The following is a 22625-nucleotide window of genomic DNA, read 5'->3' on the forward strand; positions in this document are numbered from 1 at the left end:
CTTTAAGACCATTGTTCTGTTGTATAGAACGAAAAAGATATGGAGACCGTATGATCCGTTTCACTTTCCCGCTGCGCCATACCCTGCTTTGCGCGATGGTTGCCGCTGCCCCCTTCCTTGCCACGTCTGCCGCCGTCGCCGCCGACACCTACCCTACCCAGCCAATCCGCCTCGTGGTGCCCTTCCCGCCCGCAGGCGGCACCGACGTGCTGTCGCGCGTGGTGTTCAACACGGTTGGCGCTTCGTCCAAGTGGACGGTCGTGGTGGAAAACCGCGCAGGCGCAGGCGGCAACATCGGCCTCGATCTCGTTTCCAAGGCCAAGGCTGACGGCTACACGCTTGGCATGGGCCAGACCGCCAACCTCGCGATCAACCCGACGCTGTATCCGAAGATGCCGTACGACGCGGTCAAGGATTTCGCGCCAGTGGCGCTGGTGGCCGCGCAGCCCGTGGTGCTGATCGTGCGGCAGGACGCCCCGTACAAGTCGCTGGCCGACCTCGTGGCGGCTGCCAAGGCGAAGCAGTTGTCGATGGCCTCGGCCGGCACCGGCACGGTGGGTCACCTGACCGGCGAGATGTTCCAGCGCCGCGCGGGCATCAAGGCGCTGCACGTGCCGTACAAGGGCGCCTCGCCCGCACTGACCGACCTCATGGGCGGCCAGACCGATTTCTATTTCGCCACGCCGCCCATTGCCATGCCGATGATCAAGGCGGGCAAGCTGCGCGCGCTGGCGGTGACTTCCGCCAAGCGCGTGGCGCTGCTGCCGAACGTGCCCACCGTGGCCGAACAGGGCTACGCCGGCTTCCAGGCCGAAGACTGGAAGGCCGTGGTGGCGCCGGCCGGCACCTCCGCCGAAGTCATCGCGCGCGTCAACGCCGAAATCAACAAGGCGCTCAAGCAGCCGGCCACCATCGCCAAGCTGCACGACGAAGGCAGCGAACCGCGCGGCGGCACGCCGGCGGAACTGGCCGCCTTCATCAAGAGCGAGAACGCGCACTGGGGCGCCATCGTCAAGGAATCGGGCGCCCGCGTCGATTGAACCCCGACAGGCAAGACACCATGCATAAGCCGCTTCGCAATATCCGCGTGCTCGACCTCACCAATGTGCTGGCCGGTCCCTTCTGCTGCCATCAGCTGGCCCACATGGGCGCCGAGGTGATCAAGGTGGAAACGCCGGGCACGGGCGACCTCGCGCGCCAGCTCGGCGCCGATCCGGAACTGAACCGGAACCTGATGGGCGTATCGTTCCTGGCGCAGAACCCAGGCAAGCGATCGATCACGATCAACCTCAAGCACGCGCGCGGCAAGGAAGTCTTTCGCAAGCTCGTGGAAAGCGCCGACGTGGTGGTGGAGAACTTCCGTCCCGGCGTGATGACCCGTCTTGGGCTGGGCTTCGACACGCTGAAGACCGTCAACCCCCGTCTGATCTATTGCGCGATCTCGGGCTTCGGACAGGATGGGCCGCTGTCCGACCTGCCGGCGTACGACCAGATCATCCAGGGCATGTCCGGCGTGATGAGCATCACCGGCGATCCACAGAGCGCGCCGCTGCGCGTGGGCTACCCCGTCTCCGACACCATCGGCGGCATGACCGCTGCCTTTGCCATCGCCGCGTCGCTGGCCGACAAGGATCGCACCGAAGGCTACTTCCTCGACGTATCGATGCTCGAAGCCACCATGGCGACGATGGGCTGGCAGGTGTCCAACCACCTGATCGCGAACAAGAACCCCGTGCCGATGGGCAACGAGAACATGACGGCAAGCCCGTCGGGCACGTTCCGCACCGGCCAGGGCCCGCTCAATATCGCCGCCAACAAGCAGGAGCAGTTCGAAGCGGTGTGCCGCGTGATCGGCCGCCCCGAACTCGCCACCGATCCGCGCTTCGCGGAACGGCAGTCCCGCCTGGCCAACCGCGCCGCGCTGACCGCCGAACTCGAAACCGAACTCGCGAAGAAATCCGCCACGGAATGGTGGCAGTTGCTCAACGATGCCGGTGTGCCCGCCGGCCCGGTGCTCGATGTGCCCGACGTGCTGGCCCATCCGCAGGTACGTGATCGCGGCATGATCGGCGCGTTCGCCAATGTGCCCGGCGTGGGGCGCGATATCCGACTGGTGCGCACGGGCTTCAAGGTCAACGGCACGGCGCCGTCGGTGGATACCCCGCCGCCGCAACTGGGCGAGCACACTGACGCCATCCTCCACGAACTCGGCTACGGCGCCGATGACATTGCCACCTTGAAACAGGAGCGCGCGCTATGAGCGACACCCCAACCTCTTCGACTGTGGCAATGGACGCCGGTCAGCAGGCATCGCAGGACTGGTGGCACACGCAGATCATCGACATGAAGCCGGGCGAGATCCGCTATCGCGGCTATCCGATCGAGCAACTGATCGGCAACGTCTCCTTCGCGCAGATGATCTGGCTGATGCTGCGGGGCGAGTTGCCGGCCCCGCGCGAGGGCGAATTGCTCGACGCCGCGCTGATGGCCGCCGTCGATCATGGCCCGCAAGCCCCCAGCATCGCCATCGCGCGCATGGCCGCCACCTGTGGCGTGGGACTCAACAACGCGATGGCCTCAGCCGTCAACGTGCTCGGCGATGTGCATGGCGGCGCGGGCGAGCAAGCCGTGGCGCTCTATCACGACATTGCACGCCATGAGGACGAAGGCATGGCGCTGGCCGATGCCGTCGCCGCCGGCCTCGCGGAATACCGGGACTTGCACGGCAAGTTCGTGTCGGGCTTCGGCCATCGCTTCCACCCCATCGATCCCCGCGCGCCGCGCTTGCTGGAACTGGTGGATCAGGCTGCCTGCGATGGCGTGGTGTCGGGTCGATATGCAGCCATCGCCCGCGCCGTGGAACAGAAGCTCGGCGAAGGCCGCGCAAAGCCGATCCCGATGAACATCGACGGCGCCACGGCGGTCATCTACGCGGAACTCGGCTTCCCTGCCCCGCTGGCGCGCGGATTGTTCTGCCTGTCGCGCTCGGTGGGCATCCTGTCGCACGCATGGGAACAGACCCAGCAAGGCGGCCGCAACAAGGGCCCGATTCCGCGTCAGTTCATCTGGACGTACGACGGGGTGGCGCAAAGGGATGTACCGGGTCGAGAAACCGGTCGTTAATGAAAATCCCGGCTCGACACCAGTAATCGGCCGAGCAGCGGACTCATGTCGACCAGTTCCTCGGCCACCAGGTGTCGCACGTCGCCCTGCCGCTGCCAGGTGCCGATGACGCCGAGCAGCGTGGCGCCGAGCACCTCCTTGCGCTGGCTCTCGACGAGTCCCGGCCAGATGATCACGTTGATCGCGCCGGTTTCATCCTCGATCGAAGTGAAGATGGTGCCCTTGGCCGTGCCGGGGCGTTGCCGCACCGTGACGATGCCGCAGGCGCGCACGCGGCGGCCATTGCCGATGCGCGTCAACTGCTCCGCCGTGATGTACTTCAGCGCGGCCAGCCGGCGCCGTAGCAGTGTCAGCGGATGGCATTTCAGTGAGAGGCCCGTACTGGCGTAATCGCCGGCCACGTCCTCGCCGATCTTTGGCGCGGCCAGTTCCAGTTCGCGTTCGGGCGGCGGCGCTTCGTGGAGCAAATCTCGGTGCGAGGTCTGCACCACGGCTGCGCGCGCCTGCCAGCGGGCTTGCCGACGATGACCGGCCAGTGCACGCAACGCATCGGCAGCGGCCAACACGTCGATATCGTGGGCATCAAGTTCAGCGCGACGGGCGAGGTCTTCCACACTGTCGAACGGTTGCGCGGCCCGTGCGGCCTCGATGCGCAGCGCGGCGGTTTCGCGCATCCCCTTCACGCGATTCATGCCCAGCCGCACATCGCGATGCGGCTGCCCCGGCCGGCGCGGCTCCAGTGCGCTTTCCCAGTTGCTGATCGTCACATCTACGGGCTGTGTCACCACGCCATGGCGCCGCGCGTCCTGCACCAGTTGCGAGGCCGAGTAGAAGCCCATCGGCTGGCTGTCGAGCAGCGCGCATAGGAACGCGTCGGGGTAATGGCACTTGATCCACGCACTCACATAGACGAGCTTGGCGAAGCTGGCGGCATGGCTTTCCGGAAAACCGTATTCGCCAAATCCCTCCACCTGCCGGCAGATGCCGATGGCGAATGCCTCGGGATAGCCGTGCGACGTCAGTCCGCGCATCAATGCATCCTGATGCTTTTCCAATCCGCCCTTGCGTCGCCATGCGGCCATCGAGCGACGCAACTGATCGGCCTGCCCTGGCGTGAAACCGGCTGCATCGATGGCCAGTTGCATCACCTGTTCCTGAAAAATCGGGATGCCCAGCGTACGGCCCAGCACACGCCGGATCACATCGTCGAAGTAGGTCGGCAGCTTGCCCGTGCGGCGCAGATCCTCGCGCCGCTTCAGGTACGGATGCACCATGCCCCCCTGGATCGGGCCGGGCCGCACGATGGCCACTTCCACCACCAGGTCGTAGTACTGGCGCGGCTGCAAACGCGGCAGCATCGACTGCTGCGCGCGCGATTCGATCTGGAACACGCCGACGGTATCCGCCTTGCAGATCATGTCGTAGGTCTTGTCGTCGGTCTCGGGCAGGTCTTCCATGCGCGTGGGCAGGCCGGCGCGTTCGGGTTCCGGGTTCGGGATCATCGCCAGCGCGCGACGGATGGCGGTCAGCATGCCCAGCGCCAGCACATCCACCTTGAGCAGACCCAGCGACTCCAGATCGTCCTTGTCCCACTGGATCACGCTGCGATCCTTCATCGCCGCGTTCTCGATGGGCACCAGCCGCGACAGCTTGTGCTGCGCGATCACGAACCCACCCACGTGCTGCGACAGATGACGCGGAAAGCCGCGCAACTGTTCCGTCAGACTGGCCCATTGCTGCACCGCCACCGAATCCGGATCGAGCCCATAGCGCGAAATCCGTTCGATAAATGCCGTGCCGCCATCCCACCATGCCTGCCCCTTGACCACCTGTTCCACCACGCTCGCATCGATGCCGAGCGCGCGCCCCACGTCGCGCAACGCGCTGCGCGAGCGGTACGAGATCAGCGACGCGGCCAGCGCAGCGCGATGGCGCCCGTACTTCCTGTAGATGTACTGGATGACTTCCTCGCGCCGCTGATGCTCGAAATCCACGTCGATATCGGGCGGCTCGTCGCGCTCGCGCGAAAGAAAGCGGCCGAACAGCAGGTTGGCCTGCTCCGGACTGACCTCGGTGATATGCAGGCAGTAGCAGACCAGCGAGTTGGCGGCCGAGCCGCGCCCCTGGCACAGGATGCCCTCGCGCCGCGCAAAACGCACGATGTCATGCACGGTCAGGAAGAACGGCTCGTAGTGTTTCTCCTCGATCAGCTGCAACTCGCCTTCGATCTGTGTTTCCCACTCGGGCTCCATGCCGTGCGGGAACCGTTCGCGAATCCCCTTCTCGACTTCCGCGCGCAGATAGCCGATTGGCGTATAGCCGGCCGGCACGATTTCCTCGGGATACTCGTAGCGCAGCGTGTCGAGCGAGAAGCGGCACTGTGCGGCGATGCGGAGTGTCTGCGCCAGCGCCTCGCGCGGATAGAGCCGCGACAGCACCTGCCGCATGCGCAGGTGTGCTTCGGCATTGGGTGCGAGCGCCATGCCGCACTGGGGCAGCGGCTGGCCGATCCGGATCGCGGTCAGCACATCGGCCAGCGGCTTGCGCGAACGCACGTGCATGTTCACGGCGCCAGCGGCCACGAGCGGCACGCCAGTTTCCTGCGAGATCTCCTGCAGGCGCGTGCGATGGAGCGCCTCGGCGTGGCCCTGCAATAGTTCGAGCCCCATCCAGACGCGCTCGCCGAAGACGTTGCGGCACCAGCGCGCCTGTGCGCGCAGCACGTCGGTATCGGCGCAGTAGTCGGGCAACAGGATCGCCAGGCAATCGGGCATGCCGCGCAAGTGGGACTGGTCGGGTTGCGGATCAGAGAGATCGGACGGATGCAGCCGATAGCTGCCCTTCTCCGCGCGCGTGCGGCCCAGCGTGATGAACTCGCAGAGATTGCCGAACCCTTCGCGGTTGCAGGCCAGCAGCACGAGGCGTGGCGGCGGCACGGTATCGCCGGGCGCTGCCGCCAGCGTGAAGCGGCTGCCGATGATCAGGTTGAAGTCATCGGCGGCGGCGGCCAGCGTCTCCAGCATGGCGTGGCGGCGCACGGCGGCATCGGGATCGTGGCCGAAACCGGCCGGATCACCATCGTCATCCTCCTCGGCTTCGTCGTCATCCTCATTGGCCAGGAAGGCTGCGAGTTCATCCACCTCGTCGCTCTCCCCCGCCGTCTGCCCCGCCGCCAGACGCCGCGCGCTGCGTGCGACGGCTTCCCACATTTCCTCGCGCAACGTCTTGATGGCGTGATGCGCGCGCGCCGTGCCCGCCACGGAACACTCGTCGGTCAGCGCCAGCCCGCTATAGCCAAGCTGGAACGCGCGCTCGATCAGCTCCTGCGGATGCGAGGCGCCATCGAGAAACGTGAAGTTGGAAATGCAGTGCAGCTCCACGTAGTCGGGCAGAGACGGCAGCAGCGAAGACAATCCGGGCAGCATGGCGATCCTTCCCGGCGCTCAGGCGAACAGGCCGTGCAGGAACCAGCGGTATTCGCCGCCGTCTTCCTGCCCGTCGCGCGTGGGGCGACCCGGCCGTTCGCGATAGACCCAGCAGCGCAGCCCATCCTCACGCTCGGCAATGAAGTAGTCCCGCGTGGCCAGCCCACCGTCCCACCATCCTGCTTCGATACGTTCGGGACGCGTCAGCATCACCAGCGGCCCCTGATACACGGGTCGATGCTTCTCCACGCGCAGCGCACGGGGCGACTCCAGCAGCCAGAGCGGACGCTCGGGCGGCAACGGCCCGACAGCGCGCGCGGAAGTCCGGGCCGGCGGCTCGTCCACGGGACACCAGCGGTTGGCGCTTTCAGGGCGATGGTCGGCCAGCGGATGCGGCTGCAGCACGTTGTCGCGCCCGAGGCGCGCCACGAGTGTGTCGATGAGGCGGCCCAGTTCGGCCGGTTCCGCGCCCGGATCGGGAAACAGCGCATCGCTCTGCGGCACGCAGGTTTCCATCGTCTCCACGCGCAGCCCCAGACCACCTACCGGCGCATGGAAATGCACCTTGTCGAGCTTCTCGCGGAACAGCTTGGAGAGATGCGCGGCGTCACGGCTCGGCTGCGCCAGCGCGAGTGTTACCGGCGTGGTGTCCATCTGCTCGCCCAGCCGGTAGCGTTCGTGTTCGAGCACCAGCACGCAGCGGGTGACCCCGGCCTGCTGCGCGGCCAGCCAGCCCGACAGCGCCAGCAGCAGCCGCTGCGCGCCGGCCAGCACGCCGTCGACGGATTCGATGCGCCCCGGCAGGTCCATCCGTTGTGCGAACGTGGGCGGCGCCTCGAACCAGACAAAGCCGGTGGGCGTCTGGTCATACGCCTCGTCGAGCCGCGCCAGCAGCCCCGTGCCGAGTCGGCGCGACAGGCCCGCACGCGGCAGTGCCCGCACCTGCCCCAGCGTGCGGCAGCCGATACCTTCGAGCCACTCGGGATCGGCCAGTGCATGCAGGCAATCCACGGGCAGGCGATCGAGCAGCCGCAGCATGCGCGCAGGCTGCACCGCACGCCGCGCCGGCCGCACGATGCCGCGCGCGGTCTTGCGCACCGGCTGACGCGCGAGCCACGCCGCCCCCTGCGCCGTGGTGCCGCTGCCAACCTGCGCAAACGTGCCGAGCTGGCGCACGCGGGCGCGCACCGCGCGGCACAGCGCACGATGGCCGCCGAACAGGCGCAGGCTGGCCGTGACGTCGAGCATCACCGTGGCCGACTCCGGTTCGGGATCGATCGTCACGCCCGGCGTGAAATGGAGCAGCGTCAGCGCCACCGAGGTCATCAGCGCTGCCTCGGCCACGAGATCGCGTTCGAGCTGCACCACATCCGCCGACAACGCCTGCACGCCGCCGCGCCGCATGCCATAGCCCACGCCCAGCGCCACGGCCGGGCCGTTGGCCAGCACCACGCGCTCGCGCTCCAGCACCGCCACCGGAAGCTGATGCAGCGTGCCGGTGACGGGGCTGGAAGGACTCGGCGGCTGGGAGACCGCGCCGGCTGGCTCAGGCCAGTTCGGCTGCAGCGCGTCCAGCGGCAGGCGCGGCAGATGCACCGCGATCCAGAACGTCATCGGCAACAACATGAGAAGGAACGACAGAAGGAACAGCAGGAGCAGGAACCACCGCCGGCAGGCCCGTGCGCTGCGGCACATGCGCCATGCCTTCCAGCGGCAGCAGCAGCGGCGTATCGCGAACCGGACCGCGCCGCTTGTGGAACACGATCGACATCAGGTTGCCCGGCTGCGGCGACAGCGCCAACCGCAGCACCGCTGGCGACGATTCGTGCAGCACGCGCATCGGGCGCAGCACCCACACCACGGTATCGCCAGCCTGCGCCAGCACCTGCAGGCGCCGCAGCGCCTCGGGCCGCGCACCGGCCAGCCAGACCAGCAGCGCACCGAACGCCTGGCTGCGCAGCATCTGCTCGGCGGCCCAGAGCATGTCCGTGCGCTGCGCAGCCATCGTCGCGCCCGTGGTAGGGCGCACCCAGTAGAGATGACGTGCCGGCAGGCCCTCGGCCAGCCCCGATGCCAGACCCGCGGCATTCGGCAGGTAAGGCGGATTGACGAAGCCGATGCGCCGCCCGCTTTCGGCCAGCGTGCGCAGCGCCGGCATCAGCAGCCGCAACTCGCCCGCGCCCTCCTGCGCCAGCAGCAACTCGGTCACGGCGCCCGCCGGCCACCCGCCGCCCGGCAACTCGGCGGTCAGCGCGTCATAGCCGGTCGGGCAGACCGGCAAGCGGCCGGCATGGCCCAGCTGGCCCGCGCGCCACAGGCCGGGATAGCGATGTTCGAGTTCGCGCACCGACTGGCGATGCACGGAAGAAGATGGGGGCACAGGGTCCGCCGCCAGAAGCGACGGCTGCTCCTGCAGGGGCGCAGCCATGATGCATAGGATTTTGTCGAATACTGTATGTTTATACAGTATCGCCACCGATGCAAGAGGCAGGCTCCCGATGTGCTGCAAATGGCATTTTCAAAACGATGTTTGCGCGTCTGCCACAGTCCGGCCCCGGCGAATGCAAACAACTGTGAAGTGTCATTGTGAAGTGTCAGGCAGTACGGAACAATGCGTTGCTATGAAACGGAATACGCGCGAATGCGTGCATCTGCTGATCGAAGGAATGCAGCGCCAGGGGCCATTGCGCCGCGATGCGCTGGCTGACGCCTGCGGCTTGAGCGCCGAGGAAACCACGCGCGCCCTGAAAGCTGCACGGCAGATGAGCGTGATCGACCACGTACCCTACGGCCCCGGCACCCCGCCGGCCGCCGTCTTCTACCAGCTGACCGGCCGCCAACTGCCGGCCGCCCGCAAGAGCACGCGCGTCCCGCCCGCCCCCGATGACCGCTTCCAGCCGCTGCTGGAAGCGTGGTGGAACAGCAGCGAGCTGGACAGGGCCTGAGGAATTGCCAAGGGACGATTGAAGGAGCTATCCGTCGTCAGTCTTCGAAATTGGCTCCAAACGCTCTGGAAATGGCAACTGGCCGGTTGTAGTGCAGTCCCGTTTCGTGATCGAAGTACTGCCCCTGGAACCGCAGTGGATTCTGGAGCCCCGCCTTTTCGTGCGGCGGTCTAGATAACTTCCTGCACCCCACCCTAAGCTTTGCACTGGGCGCCTCAGGCCAGTTCGGCGTAGCCCACTACGACACGGCACAACGAACTGCACTTAACCGGGATGCCACGCAAGAGCGATTGAACGCATCTTCTTGAAATCTCATTCCCAGTACAAAAGCATTGCCTCAGTTAATTTGGCGAAAATTCGCTATGAAGTTCGACCGACGGATCAGCATTGATTTCGACCCTCACGCCGTCGTGCTGCACGGCAGTAATTATGAATCGATCAATACTTTCGTCAACGACTCTCACTCCATCCACTACGGAAAATAACCCAAAAATAGCTACACGAACAGACTCATAAATTATTCCGTCGAGCAGAATTTTTTCATCATTCGTCATACGAGACCGCCATTCCGCCGCCTTAACTAATAACTCACGGGGTCTCTTTCCCGGGGGCGAGGTTATGGTTTTTACGACTGTATTCTCTGCCTGCTCTTGCACGTGTGATCTGACTGCTTCTACAAATTTCTCGGTGTTCACTTGTTAAGCTCCTCGCATCGGGAATTCATTTTTTAAACGCATTCGGATATGTCGTCTTATTAAGAACGATAAGTTTCTGCAGACATTCGTTGGAGGCGTTAGTGTTCCGCCTCAGATCCGTTATATCCTTAGCTAACAAATTTCTCGCCGTACCTGCATAGGAGCCTTTGAGCGTTGGGATTTGAGCATGTTCATCGGCGGGAACAGCAATCGACGGAGCCGTCTGTTGATCATAGCCAACAACAACTTGGGCTGCTGGTTGTTTTTGCATCGCGTGATGAATATCGAGATCATCGCCGGAAGCAGACCGTCGCTTGAGTCGATTGAATGGACCAACCTCATATGCAGAGCACGGGTCGCAAGGGCAGCGCGCCAACCCGAGTGGATCCACCCAACCCACCGGATTCGGCCCATACAGGAAGACATTCAATCCGCCAGCGAAGCCGATAGGATCCTTGCTGATGAAGCGCCCACTCACCGGATCGTAATACCGATACCGGTTGTAATGCAGCCCCGTCTCGTGATCGAGGTACTGCCCCTGGAACCGCAACGGATTTTGGATCCCCGCCTTGCGTGCAGCGTCCGATATCACCCCCTGCGCCGCGCCCCAGGCCTTGTATTGCGCACTCCACGCGATCTCGCCAGTTTCGTCAGTCAACTCCTGCGGGGTGCCAAGGTGGTCGCACTGATACCAGGCCATCGCATCGAACGGCTGCGGCGGGATGGTGTACGTCCACAGCGGGTCTTCGTCGATGTCGTAGTCGCCTTCGTACACTGGCTGCAAGTGCAGCCGCATCGGGCTGTGGCGCACCGCTTGCGCGAGCGGCACGAAGCTGCCCGGTTCGTAGAGATAGTGGGTGGTGCGGGCCGCGCCGGGGATGGGGCGGAAGTGCGTGTCGGCCCCCGCTTCGGGTTCCTGGCGGCATTCCCAGGCCAGTTGGTCGCCGTCCCAGCCATAGAGCGTGAAGGCGCAGCCATGGCGCTGGTTGTGTTGGGCCTGTTCGTTGCGCTGGTAGATCTCGCCGTCGAAGGGGTTGGGGATGTATCGCGCGGTGGAAGATTTGAACAGCCGTCGGCCGAGCGCGTCGTAGCTGTATTGCACTTCCACGTCGGGGCTGCGCCAGCCGGTCAGACGATTGAAGGCGTCCCACGTGAAGTCCTCGCGCACGCCGTTGTGGGTGCGGGTGGCGAGGTTGCCGCGTGCGTCCCAGTCGTAGTGGGTACCGGCGTATTGCCGCAGCAGGTTGTCGACGAGTTTCGGTGGGCCTTGCAGGCGGGTGTGGAATTCCGGGCGTCCCGTGCTCGGGTCGGCCGCAAAGATGCGGGTGTCGGGGTCGTGCAGCAGGTTGCCCGCCGGGTCGAAGGCGAAGGTTTCCTGGCCAAGCGCTGGTGGCTTCGAGCAACCGTCCCACGGGGTCGTAGCGGTATTGCAGCGTGCTGCGGCGCATGTCGCGGATGTCCGAGAGTTGGCCGGCGGCGTCGTAGTGGTACTGGCGGTGCAGCATGCGCTGACCCGCGTGGGCGCCTGCCACGGGCGAGAGCGTCTGTTCCAGCAATCGTCCGGCCGGGTCGTAGACCTGCGACTGCGCGAGCTGGTTACCTTGCGTGCGCAGCACTTCGCGGTGCAGGGCGTCGCGCTCGAACTGGATCAGTTCGCGATCGTCGAGCATCACGCCGTGGACGTGGCCCGAGCCGTAGGTGAGGATGTCGATGCGGTGACCGTCCGGGCGGATCGTGGCGATGCGTTCGTTCAGGGCGTCGTACTCGTGTCGCCAGACCGCGACCACGGGCTGGTTCAGCGATCGATAGTGCTGGTGCTCGCGCGTCACATTGCCGGCGTCGTCATGGAACCATTGCAGGCGGCAGTCGGCGTTCTCGGCGAGTAGCAGTTGGCCGTTGCCGTCGTAGGCGAAGGTTTCGGTTTGCTGCGGCTGTTCGGCATCGACGGAGCCCGCCTGCCTGCTGACGAGGCGGCCCATCGCATCGAAGCCGAAGGCGGTCTTGAGCTGCTCGGCTTCGACCTGATAGTGCAGCGTGCCGGTTTCTTCCCTGTAGACATAGCGCGTGGTCTTGCCGTCGAAGCCCGTCTCGTGCAGCAAGCGGCCGACGGGGTCGTAGTCGAAGGCGGTGCGTGCGCCGTTCTCGTTGATGAGGGTGGTGAGCTGCCCGAGCCTGTCCCATTGATACGCGAGCGTCTGTCTGGCCGCATCGGTGCGCTCGGCAATCTGGCCCGCTTCGTTGTAGCGCCACGTCGTGCGGCGATGCAGGGCATCGATGTGGGCGAGCAGGCGTCCTTCGGCATCGCGCTCGAAGCGTTCGATTCTTTCGTCGGGATGGACGAGTCGTGTGAGTTGCCCCGCTTCGTAGTGGTATTGCGTCACCCCACCGGCGGCATCGGTGAACCTCAGTAACTCGCCGCGCGCGCCGTATTGCCACGCACTCGTCTTGCCCGAGCAATCGGTGTAACTGGCGAGTTGGCCCGTTACCGTGTAACTCAGTTGCTTCGTGCCACCCTTGGCGTCGGTGATCTCCACCGGCAGCCCCGCCTTGTTGTAGGCGTAGGTGGTCTTGTTGCCGAGCGGATCGATGGCTTCGGTGACGTTGCCCTTGAGGTCGTGGTCGCGCCGCCACAGGCCGCCTTCGGCATCGCTCGCCTTGATGAGCTGGCGCTTGTCGTCCCACGCGTAATGCACGGCGCTGCTGTCCGGGCGGATGTGCTCGACCAGATTGCCGCTGGCGTCATAGGCAAACCGGTCGATCGCGCCATCCGTGTGGATGTGCTGGATGACGTTCTTCGCGTCGTCGCGGAAGAACCATTCGGAGAGGCCATCGGGGTGCCGGATGCGATACGTGTAGCCGAGGCGGTCGTAGTAGTGCTGCGTCTGATTGCCGTGGGCATCGGTGACATACGTCAGACGGATGTTCTCGTCCCACGCGAAGGTGGTATCGAAGCTGCCGTCATCGGCCCATTCGCGCACGGCCTTCGCATCGGGACCGTCCCCCTGCCACTGCAGATGCATGCCGCGTCCGGTGCGGTCGGTGTAGCGGGTGACGAGGTGGTGCTGATAGGTGTACTCCCAGTAGGCCGCGTTCTCGTCCTGCGCCATCACGAGGTCGCCCGCTGCGTCGTAGGTATAGCGCGTCAACTGGCGCACGGGCTGGCCGTCGGCGATCTGCCAGAGTTCGGCGATGCGGCCCTGATCATCGGGACGGATACCGAGGTGCGCCAGGATCGTTTCGCCCTGATAGGCAATCACGTTCGACAGCATCGTGTCTTGATCGACGCGATGGTCGTAATGCAGGGAGATGCCGGCGCCGTTGCGCAGCATGATGCCAATGAGACGGAAGCGCTTGCCGTGGCGCTGATAGGTCTCCGTACTCTCGAAGCCGCGCGCGAGCGTGAGAATGCTGGCCGAGACGCGTACGAGCGTCACGTCTTCGATGGGATCGTGGTGATACTGGCCGATCCCGGGCAGCGGATACGCATGGCTGCGGCCATCGGCGGCGTGGTAGAGCAGGCTCTCGTTCCCACCGTGTTGCACACCCTGCTTCACCACATCGAAGCGGATCGTGTAGGGCGTGATCCAGCGCGCGCCGGATTCGCTGCCATCGTAAGCGCCGAGGCTCGACCGATACGTCCGTGTCCATTCGATCGGCATCAGGCCCGGCAGGACAAAGTCGGTGTGCGAGATCGTCTCGTCGCCGGTGGCGAAGCTGATGCTGCGCAGGGTGTTGGCCGGAGCGGGACAGTTCTTGCAGCCCGGGCTGCCCTTGGCCGGCACCTGCCTGTTCGTGCTCTCCAGTTGTCCCTGGTGGCCTTGCCGCTTCGCCACGCTGACCTGACGCGCCTTGACGTTGATGCTTTGGCCCACACTGCGCTTCTTGCGCCAGCGCACCACCGCCTGAGCAAGCATCGACAGCAGCCAGCCGATGCTGTGCGCCGTCTGCGGATCGGCCAGCGTCATCATCTGCTGGCGCACCACGGGCGCGAGCGTGCGCAGTTGCGTGCTGCTCGCCACCACCTTCTGCTGGATCGCCGTCGGCATCGCGAGCTGGACCGCGGTGTTCACTACCGCCTTGCCCGCCGCCTTGTAGACGCTCCACACCGCGCCAAAGATATTGGGGAAGGTAGACTTCGGATCATGCAGTTGCGTGACCGCCTGCTGCAGATGGGCGGTCGTCTTGAGCTTGCCGAGTGCCACCGCTTCGAGCCCATCGGCGATCTCGAGCAGCATCTTCTCGCCCAGTTCGCCAGCGTCCTGCAGAATGCCCGGCAACTTGGCCTGCGCCTGCGTGACGAAGTCATCCAGTTCACCGACGATGGTCGCGTTCAGATGCCCCACCAGCACCTCGACCAACGCATCGCCCAGCACGAACTTGGCCCCTTGCCGCAACTCCTGGCGCACCAGCGCGAGCGTGGGACGCAGGCTCATGCGCGCCGCCGCCATCCCCGGCGGCACCGGCACGATGCCGATCAGGTTGATGCCCAGGCTCACCCAGTCCAGGAAGTCTGGAGACTGGCTACGCGTGAGGGTGACCACATCGCCCAGCGCATCGACCAGCGCCATGATGTTGCCCACCACCGGCACGCTGCCCGCGACCATGCGGATGCGATCGAGCGTTACCGCGCCGCCGCTCACATCCTGCAGCCACGCATCGAACTCGGCTGCGCCCTTGCCGATGTCTTCCACAGCGATGGTGTTCAGTGGGGCGACGGCGGTTTGCGGGGCGTGCGGATTACTTCCGCGGGTGGGATCGATCATGAATCAGGTCGGGTGGATGGCTTGGCAGCGATACGCTCAGGCGTGGCTGGCGTATGCAGGGCGGGCACAGTGGGAACCGTGCCGCGAGAAATCTTGGCGGGGGTTGAAACGGTGTGCGTTGTCGGGGATCAAGGGCGGCGCAAACGGTCTTCACGCCACGCACGGCATGAGCAAGCGAGCGGACCAGAACAAGTGGGCCATCTGGTCCGCTTAGGCAATCGAACAACCAGTCGAACTACTTTTCCCTTCGATACCGCGCCTGCATGATCTGCGTCCACTGACCGTCGTCGCCCTGCATGAACGAGGTGAGCGTGCGGTTGTCGTCGTCCTGGAACGCGATCACGTCGCGGTACTTGGCCATCTTGCCTGCCACCACGGTGCCTTCCGGCGTGAAGGCCGGGCCGTCGGCGCGTAGTGTCAGCGTGCGGCCATCGGCTTCGAGGTCGCCTTCGTAGACCCACAGGTGGGTCATCATCGAGCCGATGAAGGTACCCACGAAGTGCTTGCGGGCCGGATCGTAGCCCAGCGTCATCAGCGTCGTGGCCGGGCCGCAGCCCGGGAAATCGCCTTCGGAGCGCGTCTGCACCCAGACGTCGCCGATCTGGGTGACCTGCTCGGGAATCTTCCATTTTTCGGCTGGCGCGTCGGGGCCCATCTGGGCCTCGCCTTCCGCAATCCACTTGCCTACCAGCTTGTGCAGCCAGCGATGTTCGTTGGTGACTTCGGTGTTCATGCAACGTCTCCTCGGTTAATGTGTACAACGTACACAAGACTAGGAAACGATCCCGCCGGTGTCCACATGAATCGGTCCACATGACAGAAATGTCATGTGGACCGGGCGTCTTCCAACTACTGAGGAAGGCGGATTTTCGGGACGATGAACTGGTTGCCGGGCGCGCGCATGACATCGCACTGGACGTCGCCCTTGCGGGCCTCGCCGGCCTGGTTCACGAACTCCACCGCGCCCACCACGCTGTAGACGTCTTCCGCCACGCGGCGCGTGGTGCTGGCCGTCCAGCGGAACTGGTCGGGATGGGGCATCTTGGCCTTGACCGCCTGCATGCAGGCGAACGGCGCCTCGGGTGCTTCGGGGCGGCCGCCGCGCTGGCCGAGTTCGGTGTTGGTGGAACCGTCGGGACCGGGGGCCGAGGCGGATGCGGCCGATGCCAGTGCCGGCATCGCCAGAGACATCACGAAAGCGACAGACGCCGCCAACCCGCGACGCGTAAGCGTTGTCATGGTGAACACTCCAGAACAAAAAAACGGCCGGCACGCGCGATGCATGCCGGCCGTCCGCCATTGTAATGCCGCTACCTGATCGACATCACATCATCGGCATCACACCGACATGTCGCGCGACTCCGGCTTGCGGTCGTCGAACCAGCGATACAGCACCGGCACCATCACCAGCGTCAGCAGCGTCGACGTGATCAGCCCGCCGATCACCACCACGGCCAGCGGGCGCTGCACCTCGGAGCCCGGTCCCGTCGAGAACAGGAACGGCACCAGGCCCAGCATCGCAATGGTGGCGGTCATCATCACCGGCCGGAAGCGCTGCGTGGCGCCGCGCACCACGGCATTGCGCAGCGACATGCCGGACTCCCGCAACGTGCGGATATACGACACCAGCACCACCCCGTTGAGCACCGCCATGCCCCACAGCGCGATAAAGCCCACCGAGGCCGGCACGGACAGGTACTCGCCCGTGACAAACAGCCCGATGATGCCGCCGATCGATGCAAACGGCAGCACCGTGATGATCAGCGTGGCGTAGCGCAGCGAGTTGAACAGCAGGAACAGCAGGAAGAAGATCGCGGCGATGGTGATCGGCACGATGATCTTCAGGTGGCCCATGGCGCGTTCCATGTTCTGGAACTGGCCGCCCCACTCGTAGTAGTAGCCTTCCGGCAGCTTGACCTTGGCTTCGGTCGCGGCCTGCAGTTCGGCCACGAAGCCGCCCAGGTCACGATCCTTTACGTTGATCATCACCACCACGCGGCGCTTGGCCATTTCGCGGCTGATCTGCGCCGGGCCATCGCTGACCTCGATCTTGGCCACGCTCTGCAGCGGCACCTGCACGCCGTCCGGCGCCTGCACCAGCAGTTGGCGGATGGCCTGCACGTTGTTGCGGAACTCTTCGGGCAGGCGCACCGCCGCCGCAAAGCGGCGCTCGCCTTCGAAGATATCCGTGGCGCGCTTGCCGCCGATGGCGATCTCGATGATGTCGTGGATGTCCGACACGTTCAGCCCGTAACGCGCAATCGCCGCACGGTCGATCTCGATGGACAGGTACTGCTGCCCCGAGATCCGCTCCAGCCGGATATCCTGCGAGCCCTTGATGCCACCCGCCACGCGGGCAATCTCGCCTGCCAGCTCGCGCAGTTTGTCGAGGTCGTCGCCGAAGATCTTCACGGCGATATCCGAGCGCACGCCGCTGACCATTTCGTCCACGCGGTCCGAGATCGGCTGCGCCATCACGATCTGCACGCCCGGAATGGTGGCGAGCTTCTCGCGGATGGCGTTCGCGATATCGTCCTGCGTCCAGCCATCGGGCCACTCGTCGCGGTCCTTGAGGCTGGCAATCGGCGTCGATTCGTTCTGGCCCTGCGGGTCAGCCGGACTTTCGCCACGGCCCACGCCGGACACCACCGACTTCACGCCCGGCACTTCCAGCACCATCTTGTTGGCGAGCTTCTCCATCTTGATCGATTCCTCGAGCGAGATGTTGGGCACGCGGTCGATGGCGGGCACGATCGATCCTTCCTTCATTTCCGGAATGAACGACGTACCGAGCATCGGCACGATCATCACGGTGGCCACGAACAGGCCCACCGCCGACAGCACCGTCTTCTTGCTGTTGGCCAGCGCCCAGTGCAGCATGCGCAGGTAGTGGCGCTTCATGAACGCAATCAGCCACGTGTCATGCTCGGCGCCGCCCTTGAGCAGATACGAGGACAGCACCGGCGACAGCGTCAGCGACAGGAACAGCGAGATGGCCAGCGCGATCGAGATCGTGAAGGCCAGCGGCGCGAACATCTTGCCTTCCATGCCCTGCAGCGTCATCAGCGGCAGGAACACCAGGATGATGATGCCCACGCCCACCACCACCGGCGTGGCCACTTCCTGCACGGCCTTGACCAGAATCTCGGTCTTGGTCAGGCCGCTCTTCTCGGCATGCCCCAGCCGCTCGAACGCGTTCTCCACCACCACCACCGATCCATCGACCATGAGGCCGATGGCAATCGCCAGCCCCCCGAGCGACATCAGGTTGGCGGAGAGCCCCATCCGGTTCATGACGATGAACGTCAGTAATGGCGTGAGCACCAGCGTAGCCAGCACGATGATCGACGAGCGCACGTCCCCGAGGAACAGGAACAGGATGATCACCACCAGCACCACGCCTTCGAGCAGCACCTTGGTCACGGTCCACAGCGCCGAATCCACCAGTTCGCTACGGTCGTAGTACGGCACGATCTGCAGGCCGCCCGGGATCATGCCGCGCTCGTTGATCTCCGCCACGCGCTTCTTCACGCGGCTGACCACTTCCTTGGCATTGCCGCCGCGCATCATCATCACGATGCCGCCCACGGATTCGGTCTGGCCATTCTTGACCAGCGCACCCTGACGCACCTCGTGCCCGATCTCCACGCGCGCCACATCGCGCAGGTAGACCGGCGTGCCGTTGACCTCCTTGAGCACGATGCTCTCGATGTCAGGCACGCCCTTGGCCAGGCCCACGCCGCGGATCAGGTACTGCTCCGCGTAGTGCGGCAGCACGCCGCCGCCCGAGTTGGCGTTGTTGCGCGCCAGTGCCTGGTAGACCTGCTGGATGCTCACGCCGTAGTGGCGCATGCGCTCCGGGTTGACCAGTGCCTGGTACTGCCGCACGAAGCCGCCCTGCGAGTTGATTTCGGCCACGCCGGGAATCGAGCGCAGCAGCGGACGCACCACCCAGTCCTGGGCGATGCGGCGCTCCGACAGTTCTTCCTGCGTCAGTTCGCGGTTGCCGTCACTGGGCAGATCGAGCGTGTACTGGTAGACCTCGCCCAGACCCGTGGAGACGGGGCCGAGCACCGGCGCCACGCCCTCGGGCATACGCCCGCCCACCTCGATCAGCCGCTCCATGACGAGCTGCCGCGCAAAGTAGACGTCGGTCTTGTCCGTGAACACGAGCGTGATCAGCGACAGGCCCGCCTTGTTCAGCGAGCGCATCTCTTCCAGGCCCGGCAGGCCGGTCATGGACATTTCGATGGGCACGGTGACGAAGCGCTCCACTTCCTCGGGCGAACGGCCGGTGGCTTCCGTGGCGATCTGCACCTGGACGTTGGTCACGTCCGGGAAAGCATCCACCGACAGCTTGCCAGCGGCCCGCAGGCCGAAGAAGAACAGCACCACCGCCAACACGCACACCACCAGCCGCTGCTTGATAGCGGCTTCAACAAGCGATGTCATCATGGCGGATTACCCCTGTTCCAGACGCTTGCGCTCGTTGTCGAGGTGGAAAGCCCCCTCCACCACGATGCGGTCGCCGGCCTTGACGCCGCTCTGCACCACGCGCATGCCGTCGCTTTCGGAACCGAGCTTCACCTTGGTCAGTCGATACTGGCCCGGCGCCGTTTCCACGTACACCTGCTCGTCGTTGCCATCGCGCACCACGGCGGAGCCGGGCACCACCAGCGTATCGGTGGGCTTGCCCGCGATCAGCATGCTGGCCAGCATGGCGGGCTTCAGCGCGCCGTTCTTGTTTTCCACTTCGGTACGGACCAGCACCGTGCGCGACTGCGGGCTGACCGTGCGGCCCACATAGATCAGCTTGCCGGTGATGGTGCCGCTGCCATTGGCCAGCGACGGCACCTCGATCTCCACGTTCTGGCCTTCGGCCACCTGCGCGGCCTGCTGCTCGGGCACCTCGGCCACGACCCACACGCGCGACAGGTCCGCCACGGTGTAGAGCGCATCCGCGGGCTGCACCACCTGGCCTTGCGCCACATTGCGCTCCACCACGGTGCCGCTGATGCTGGAGAACACCGGCGAATAGGAATCGATGCTGCCGTTCTTGGCCAGCGTGGAAATCGCGCCGGCGGACATGCCCAGCACGCGAAGCTGGTCACGATAGGCGCGCATCTCGGCGGCGGCAATCGCGTATTCGCTCTGGCGGCGCTGCAGTTCTGCGCGGCCGATCACGTCGGCGTCGAACAGTTGGCGTGCACGTTCGGCATTGCGGGCCTGCAGGTCGTTCTGCGCTTCGGCCTTCAGGAAGGCCATCTGGGCGGCGCCCAGTTCGCTGCTGTGCAGGCGGGCCAGCACCTGGCCGGCCTTGACCTCCTGGCCGAGCACGGCATAGAGGTCGGTCACGCGGCCGGTGACCGTGGCGCCGATGCGCGACACGCGCTGCTCGTCGAAATCGATACGGCCGGCCACGCGCAGCATCTCGCTGAACGGAGACGTGCCCAGGGCGGCCACCTTCAGGGTCTTCTGGAGGTTTTCAGCGGGCTTGACGATACCCGGCGGCAGCTTGGGCGCTTCAGCCGCCGGCTCGGGGTCCTTGGAGCAACCTGCCAGCGTCATCACCATCATGACGGCGGCTGCAATGGAAAGCAGGGAGTGAGAGGGACGCATGATCAGTTCGGAGTCTGGTAGGCGGGCATGGCGGAGGCCGGGGCGGCGCCAGTGGGCGCGCCGGGCGTGGCCGACATGAGCTTTTCAATCTGGATGGCGGCAACCTGCAGTTCGTACTGCGCGGTGATCAGTTCGCTGCGCGCATTGCGCAGCACGCGCTGTGCATCGAGGTAATCCAGGATGCCGCGCTCGCCAAAGCGGTAGGCGGCTTCCGCCACGCCCAGCGCCGATTCCGCTTCGCGCACGATGCCGGATTCCAGCGCCGTGACCTGGGCCTGCGTGATCTCGTACTGCTGGTACGCGTTGCTCAGTTCCTGCGTCAGTTCGAACTCGCGCGCCTCAAGCGCCGTGCGGGCCTGCGTGGCCTGTGCGGTCGCCTCGCCCACCGGGCCGCTGCGGCGGTCCCACAGCGGAATGGTCATGACCAGGCCGATCTGGTTCACGTTGTTGTCCGGCTCGCGGTTGGTCACGGCACGCACGGCCACCTCGGGCCAGCGCAGCGAGCGCTGGTAATCCACGCCCAGGCGCGCGCGTTCCACTTCGCTGCGGCGCTGGTTCAGTTCGGCATTGTTGGCTTGCAGCGTGTCGCGCAGCACGGCCAGATTCGGCACGTTCGGCGCATGGGACAGGCTGCCGTGCAGCGCAAAGCTGGCCGGCAACGCGCCGCCCACCTGCTGACGCAGCGACGCCTTGGCCTGCTCCACGCGCAACTCCGCCGTCTGCAGCGTCTTCTGCGCGCCCAGCAGTTCGGTATCGGCCTTGATCAGTTCATAGCGTGGCGCCTCGCCCACATCCACACGCACCTTGGCGCGTTCCTGGATCTGGCGCATCAGGGTCAGGTCCTCGCGCGCGGCAGCCAGTTCGGTCTCGCGGCGCAGCACCTGGAAGTACGCGGTCTTCACGCGGCCAGCCAGTTCGGCGCGAAAGGTCTGGCGCTGGGCCTCGGAGGCTTCGAGTCCGCGTCCGGCCATCCGCTCGCGCAGGCTGCGCTGGTTCGGATAATCGAACTTCTGCACAAAGGCGTAGGACGGCGCATTGCCGCTTTGCACGCCAGCTTCCTTGCCGTGCAGGCGGCCATACATCACTTCCACCTGCGGGTTCGGATAGGCACGGGCCGTGGTGATCGCTGCCGTGGCGGCATCCACATTGGCCTGGGCGGCGTCCACGCCCTTGTTGGTCGATTGGGCGAGTTCCAGCAGTTGCTGGAGTTCGAAGGTTTCGGCGGCGGGCGTGGTGACCCGGGGCATCGCACGGGCCGCCAGCGTGGTGGTTGCCGGCAATGATCCGGCAGGGGCACCCGCCTTGGCGGGCGAAGGGGCAGAACTGACCGGCACGGGCTGCGCGGCCCAGGCGGGCGCTGTCAGGAAAGACAGCGACGCGACCCAAGTCAACGTTGTTTTGGTCTTCATGTCGGAGAGAATCAAACGGTACGGCTGTCCCGCCCCTCCGGCATCCACGCGCGCCAACCGTACCGGCCGGCATGGCGGGTACGCGTGTGGCAAGGCGTTACGGCGCGATGCTCAGGGCATCACGCGAATTCGGGGGCGCAAGACAAGGAAAGCACACCGTGGGCGCGAATCAAGCTGCGCGCACGGCGGCTCGGCAGATCAGCCGAGGAGATTGGGCGGGCGGAACACGCCCTCAGACTCGAACGTGGTGCGCGCCGCGAGCGGCTGCACCAGATCGTCCACGGACTGGGGAAGCTGGAAGGAAGGGAGTACGAACAGTGCGCTGGTCTCGTCAACGGCGTCGAAGAGGTCCAGCGGATCGAGCAGGTCGGCCGACCAGATGTTGCAATAGCCCGGCGGCGGGCCATCGTCAGCCACCTCGTCTTCACCGTAGTCCGGATCGCCCGGCAGCACGAGCTGCGACAAATCGTCATCGGCCGCCTGCATCGCGTAGTCCACCGCCTCCGCCTGCACGGCGTCCGCGCGCACGTTCGCCGCTGCCGAAAACGACAGCGCGGACAAGCACAGGGCAGTCAGCAGGAAAACGAGAAAACGCATCAGGCTCGGGGGCGGAAACCAGTCGAAACAGGGGTCAGGCAGCAGACAA

General features: G+C 65.4%; 15 protein-coding genes and 2 pseudogenes. 4 read left to right on the top strand and 13 right to left on the bottom strand.

The window, feature by feature from the left end; genetic code table 11:
* Positions 1 to 50: 50 nt before the first annotated feature.
* Genes GA566_RS22170 through GA566_RS22180 form a run of 3 tightly spaced genes read left to right on the top strand, consistent with a single transcriptional unit; the run spans position 51 to position 3123 of the window.
* Complete coding sequence (locus tag GA566_RS22170) at positions 51 to 1040, top strand: tripartite tricarboxylate transporter substrate binding protein (protein WP_160474018.1); 990 nt, start codon at positions 51 to 53, stop codon at positions 1038 to 1040.
* Between the two features lie 20 nt (positions 1041 to 1060).
* Complete coding sequence (locus tag GA566_RS22175; RefSeq protein ID WP_160474019.1) at positions 1061 to 2260, top strand: CaiB/BaiF CoA-transferase family protein; 1200 nt, start codon at positions 1061 to 1063, stop codon at positions 2258 to 2260.
* The gene (locus tag GA566_RS22180) at positions 2257 to 3123 is read left to right on the top strand and encodes a citryl-CoA lyase (RefSeq protein WP_160474020.1); all 867 of its coding nucleotides are present in this window, start codon (positions 2257 to 2259) and stop codon (positions 3121 to 3123) included. Before GA566_RS22175 ends, GA566_RS22180 begins: the two co-directional genes overlap by 4 nt.
* Here GA566_RS22180 and GA566_RS22185 read toward each other — a convergent pair.
* Genes GA566_RS22185 through imuA form a run of 3 tightly spaced genes read right to left on the bottom strand, consistent with a single transcriptional unit; the run spans position 3120 to position 8976 of the window.
* Complete coding sequence (locus GA566_RS22185) at positions 3120 to 6548, bottom strand: error-prone DNA polymerase (protein ID WP_160474021.1); 3429 nt, start codon at positions 6546 to 6548, stop codon at positions 3120 to 3122. The genes GA566_RS22180 and GA566_RS22185 overlap by 4 nt on opposite strands.
* An 18-nt stretch (positions 6549 to 6566) precedes the next feature.
* Entirely contained in the window at positions 6567 to 8162 is a 1596-nt protein-coding gene (locus GA566_RS22190) for a DNA polymerase Y family protein (protein WP_160474022.1), read from the bottom strand.
* On the bottom strand, positions 8095 to 8976 hold the full coding sequence (imuA, locus tag GA566_RS22195; RefSeq protein ID WP_160474023.1) for a translesion DNA synthesis-associated protein ImuA: 882 nt from the start codon (positions 8974 to 8976) through the stop codon (positions 8095 to 8097). Before imuA ends, GA566_RS22190 begins: the two co-directional genes overlap by 68 nt.
* A gap of 193 nt (positions 8977 to 9169) precedes the next feature.
* Between imuA and GA566_RS22200 the strand changes: the two genes are divergently transcribed.
* On the top strand, positions 9170 to 9493 hold the full coding sequence (locus tag GA566_RS22200; protein WP_160474024.1) for a hypothetical protein: 324 nt from the start codon (positions 9170 to 9172) through the stop codon (positions 9491 to 9493).
* A gap of 341 nt (positions 9494 to 9834) precedes the next feature.
* Here the strand turns inward: GA566_RS22200 and GA566_RS22205 are convergent, their stop codons facing one another.
* From GA566_RS22205 to GA566_RS22245, 10 genes and pseudogenes are all read right to left on the bottom strand, one after another.
* A complete protein-coding gene (locus GA566_RS22205) occupies positions 9835 to 10188 on the bottom strand; it encodes a hypothetical protein (protein ID WP_137928482.1) in 354 nt (117 codons plus the stop codon).
* Positions 10189 to 10213: 25 nt separating this feature from the next.
* Positions 10214 to 10963, bottom strand: coding sequence for an RHS repeat domain-containing protein (locus tag GA566_RS33715; protein ID WP_370459367.1), 750 nt, complete (start codon positions 10961 to 10963; stop codon positions 10214 to 10216).
* 330 nt (positions 10964 to 11293) lie between these two features.
* Positions 11294 to 11356, bottom strand: a pseudogene (locus tag GA566_RS33720) (hypothetical protein); the annotation flags it as partial.
* A gap of 259 nt (positions 11357 to 11615) precedes the next feature.
* Positions 11616 to 14951: pseudogene (locus tag GA566_RS33725) on the bottom strand (DUF6531 domain-containing protein); the annotation flags it as partial.
* Positions 14952 to 15186: 235 nt separating this feature from the next.
* Positions 15187 to 15684 (bottom strand): DUF1579 domain-containing protein, encoded by a 498-nt coding sequence (locus GA566_RS22220; RefSeq protein WP_137926752.1) that lies wholly within the window; start codon positions 15682 to 15684, stop codon positions 15187 to 15189.
* A 116-nt stretch (positions 15685 to 15800) separates the two neighbouring features.
* Positions 15801 to 16190 carry a DUF2880 domain-containing protein gene (locus GA566_RS22225; RefSeq protein ID WP_137926753.1) on the bottom strand — a complete coding sequence of 130 codons (390 nt, stop codon included), beginning with the start codon at positions 16188 to 16190 and terminating at the stop codon, positions 15801 to 15803.
* A 99-nt stretch (positions 16191 to 16289) separates the two neighbouring features.
* Entirely contained in the window at positions 16290 to 19406 is a 3117-nt protein-coding gene (locus GA566_RS22230; RefSeq protein ID WP_137926754.1) for an efflux RND transporter permease subunit, read from the bottom strand.
* 6 nt (positions 19407 to 19412) lie between these two features.
* Positions 19413 to 20570 (bottom strand): efflux RND transporter periplasmic adaptor subunit, encoded by a 1158-nt coding sequence (locus GA566_RS22235; protein ID WP_160474026.1) that lies wholly within the window; start codon positions 20568 to 20570, stop codon positions 19413 to 19415.
* A gap of 2 nt (positions 20571 to 20572) precedes the next feature.
* Positions 20573 to 21979 carry a TolC family protein gene (locus GA566_RS22240; protein ID WP_137926756.1) on the bottom strand — a complete coding sequence of 469 codons (1407 nt, stop codon included), beginning with the start codon at positions 21977 to 21979 and terminating at the stop codon, positions 20573 to 20575.
* 198 nt (positions 21980 to 22177) lie between these two features.
* Entirely contained in the window at positions 22178 to 22576 is a 399-nt protein-coding gene (locus GA566_RS22245; RefSeq protein ID WP_137926757.1) for an auxiliary protein of the heavy metal cation-transporting efflux system HmyCBA, read from the bottom strand.
* Between the last annotated feature and the right edge of the window lie 49 nt (positions 22577 to 22625).

Origin of the sequence: Cupriavidus sp. SW-Y-13 (assembly GCF_009793345.1) — a bacterium.
Taxonomy (GTDB): domain Bacteria; phylum Pseudomonadota; class Gammaproteobacteria; order Burkholderiales; family Burkholderiaceae; genus Cupriavidus.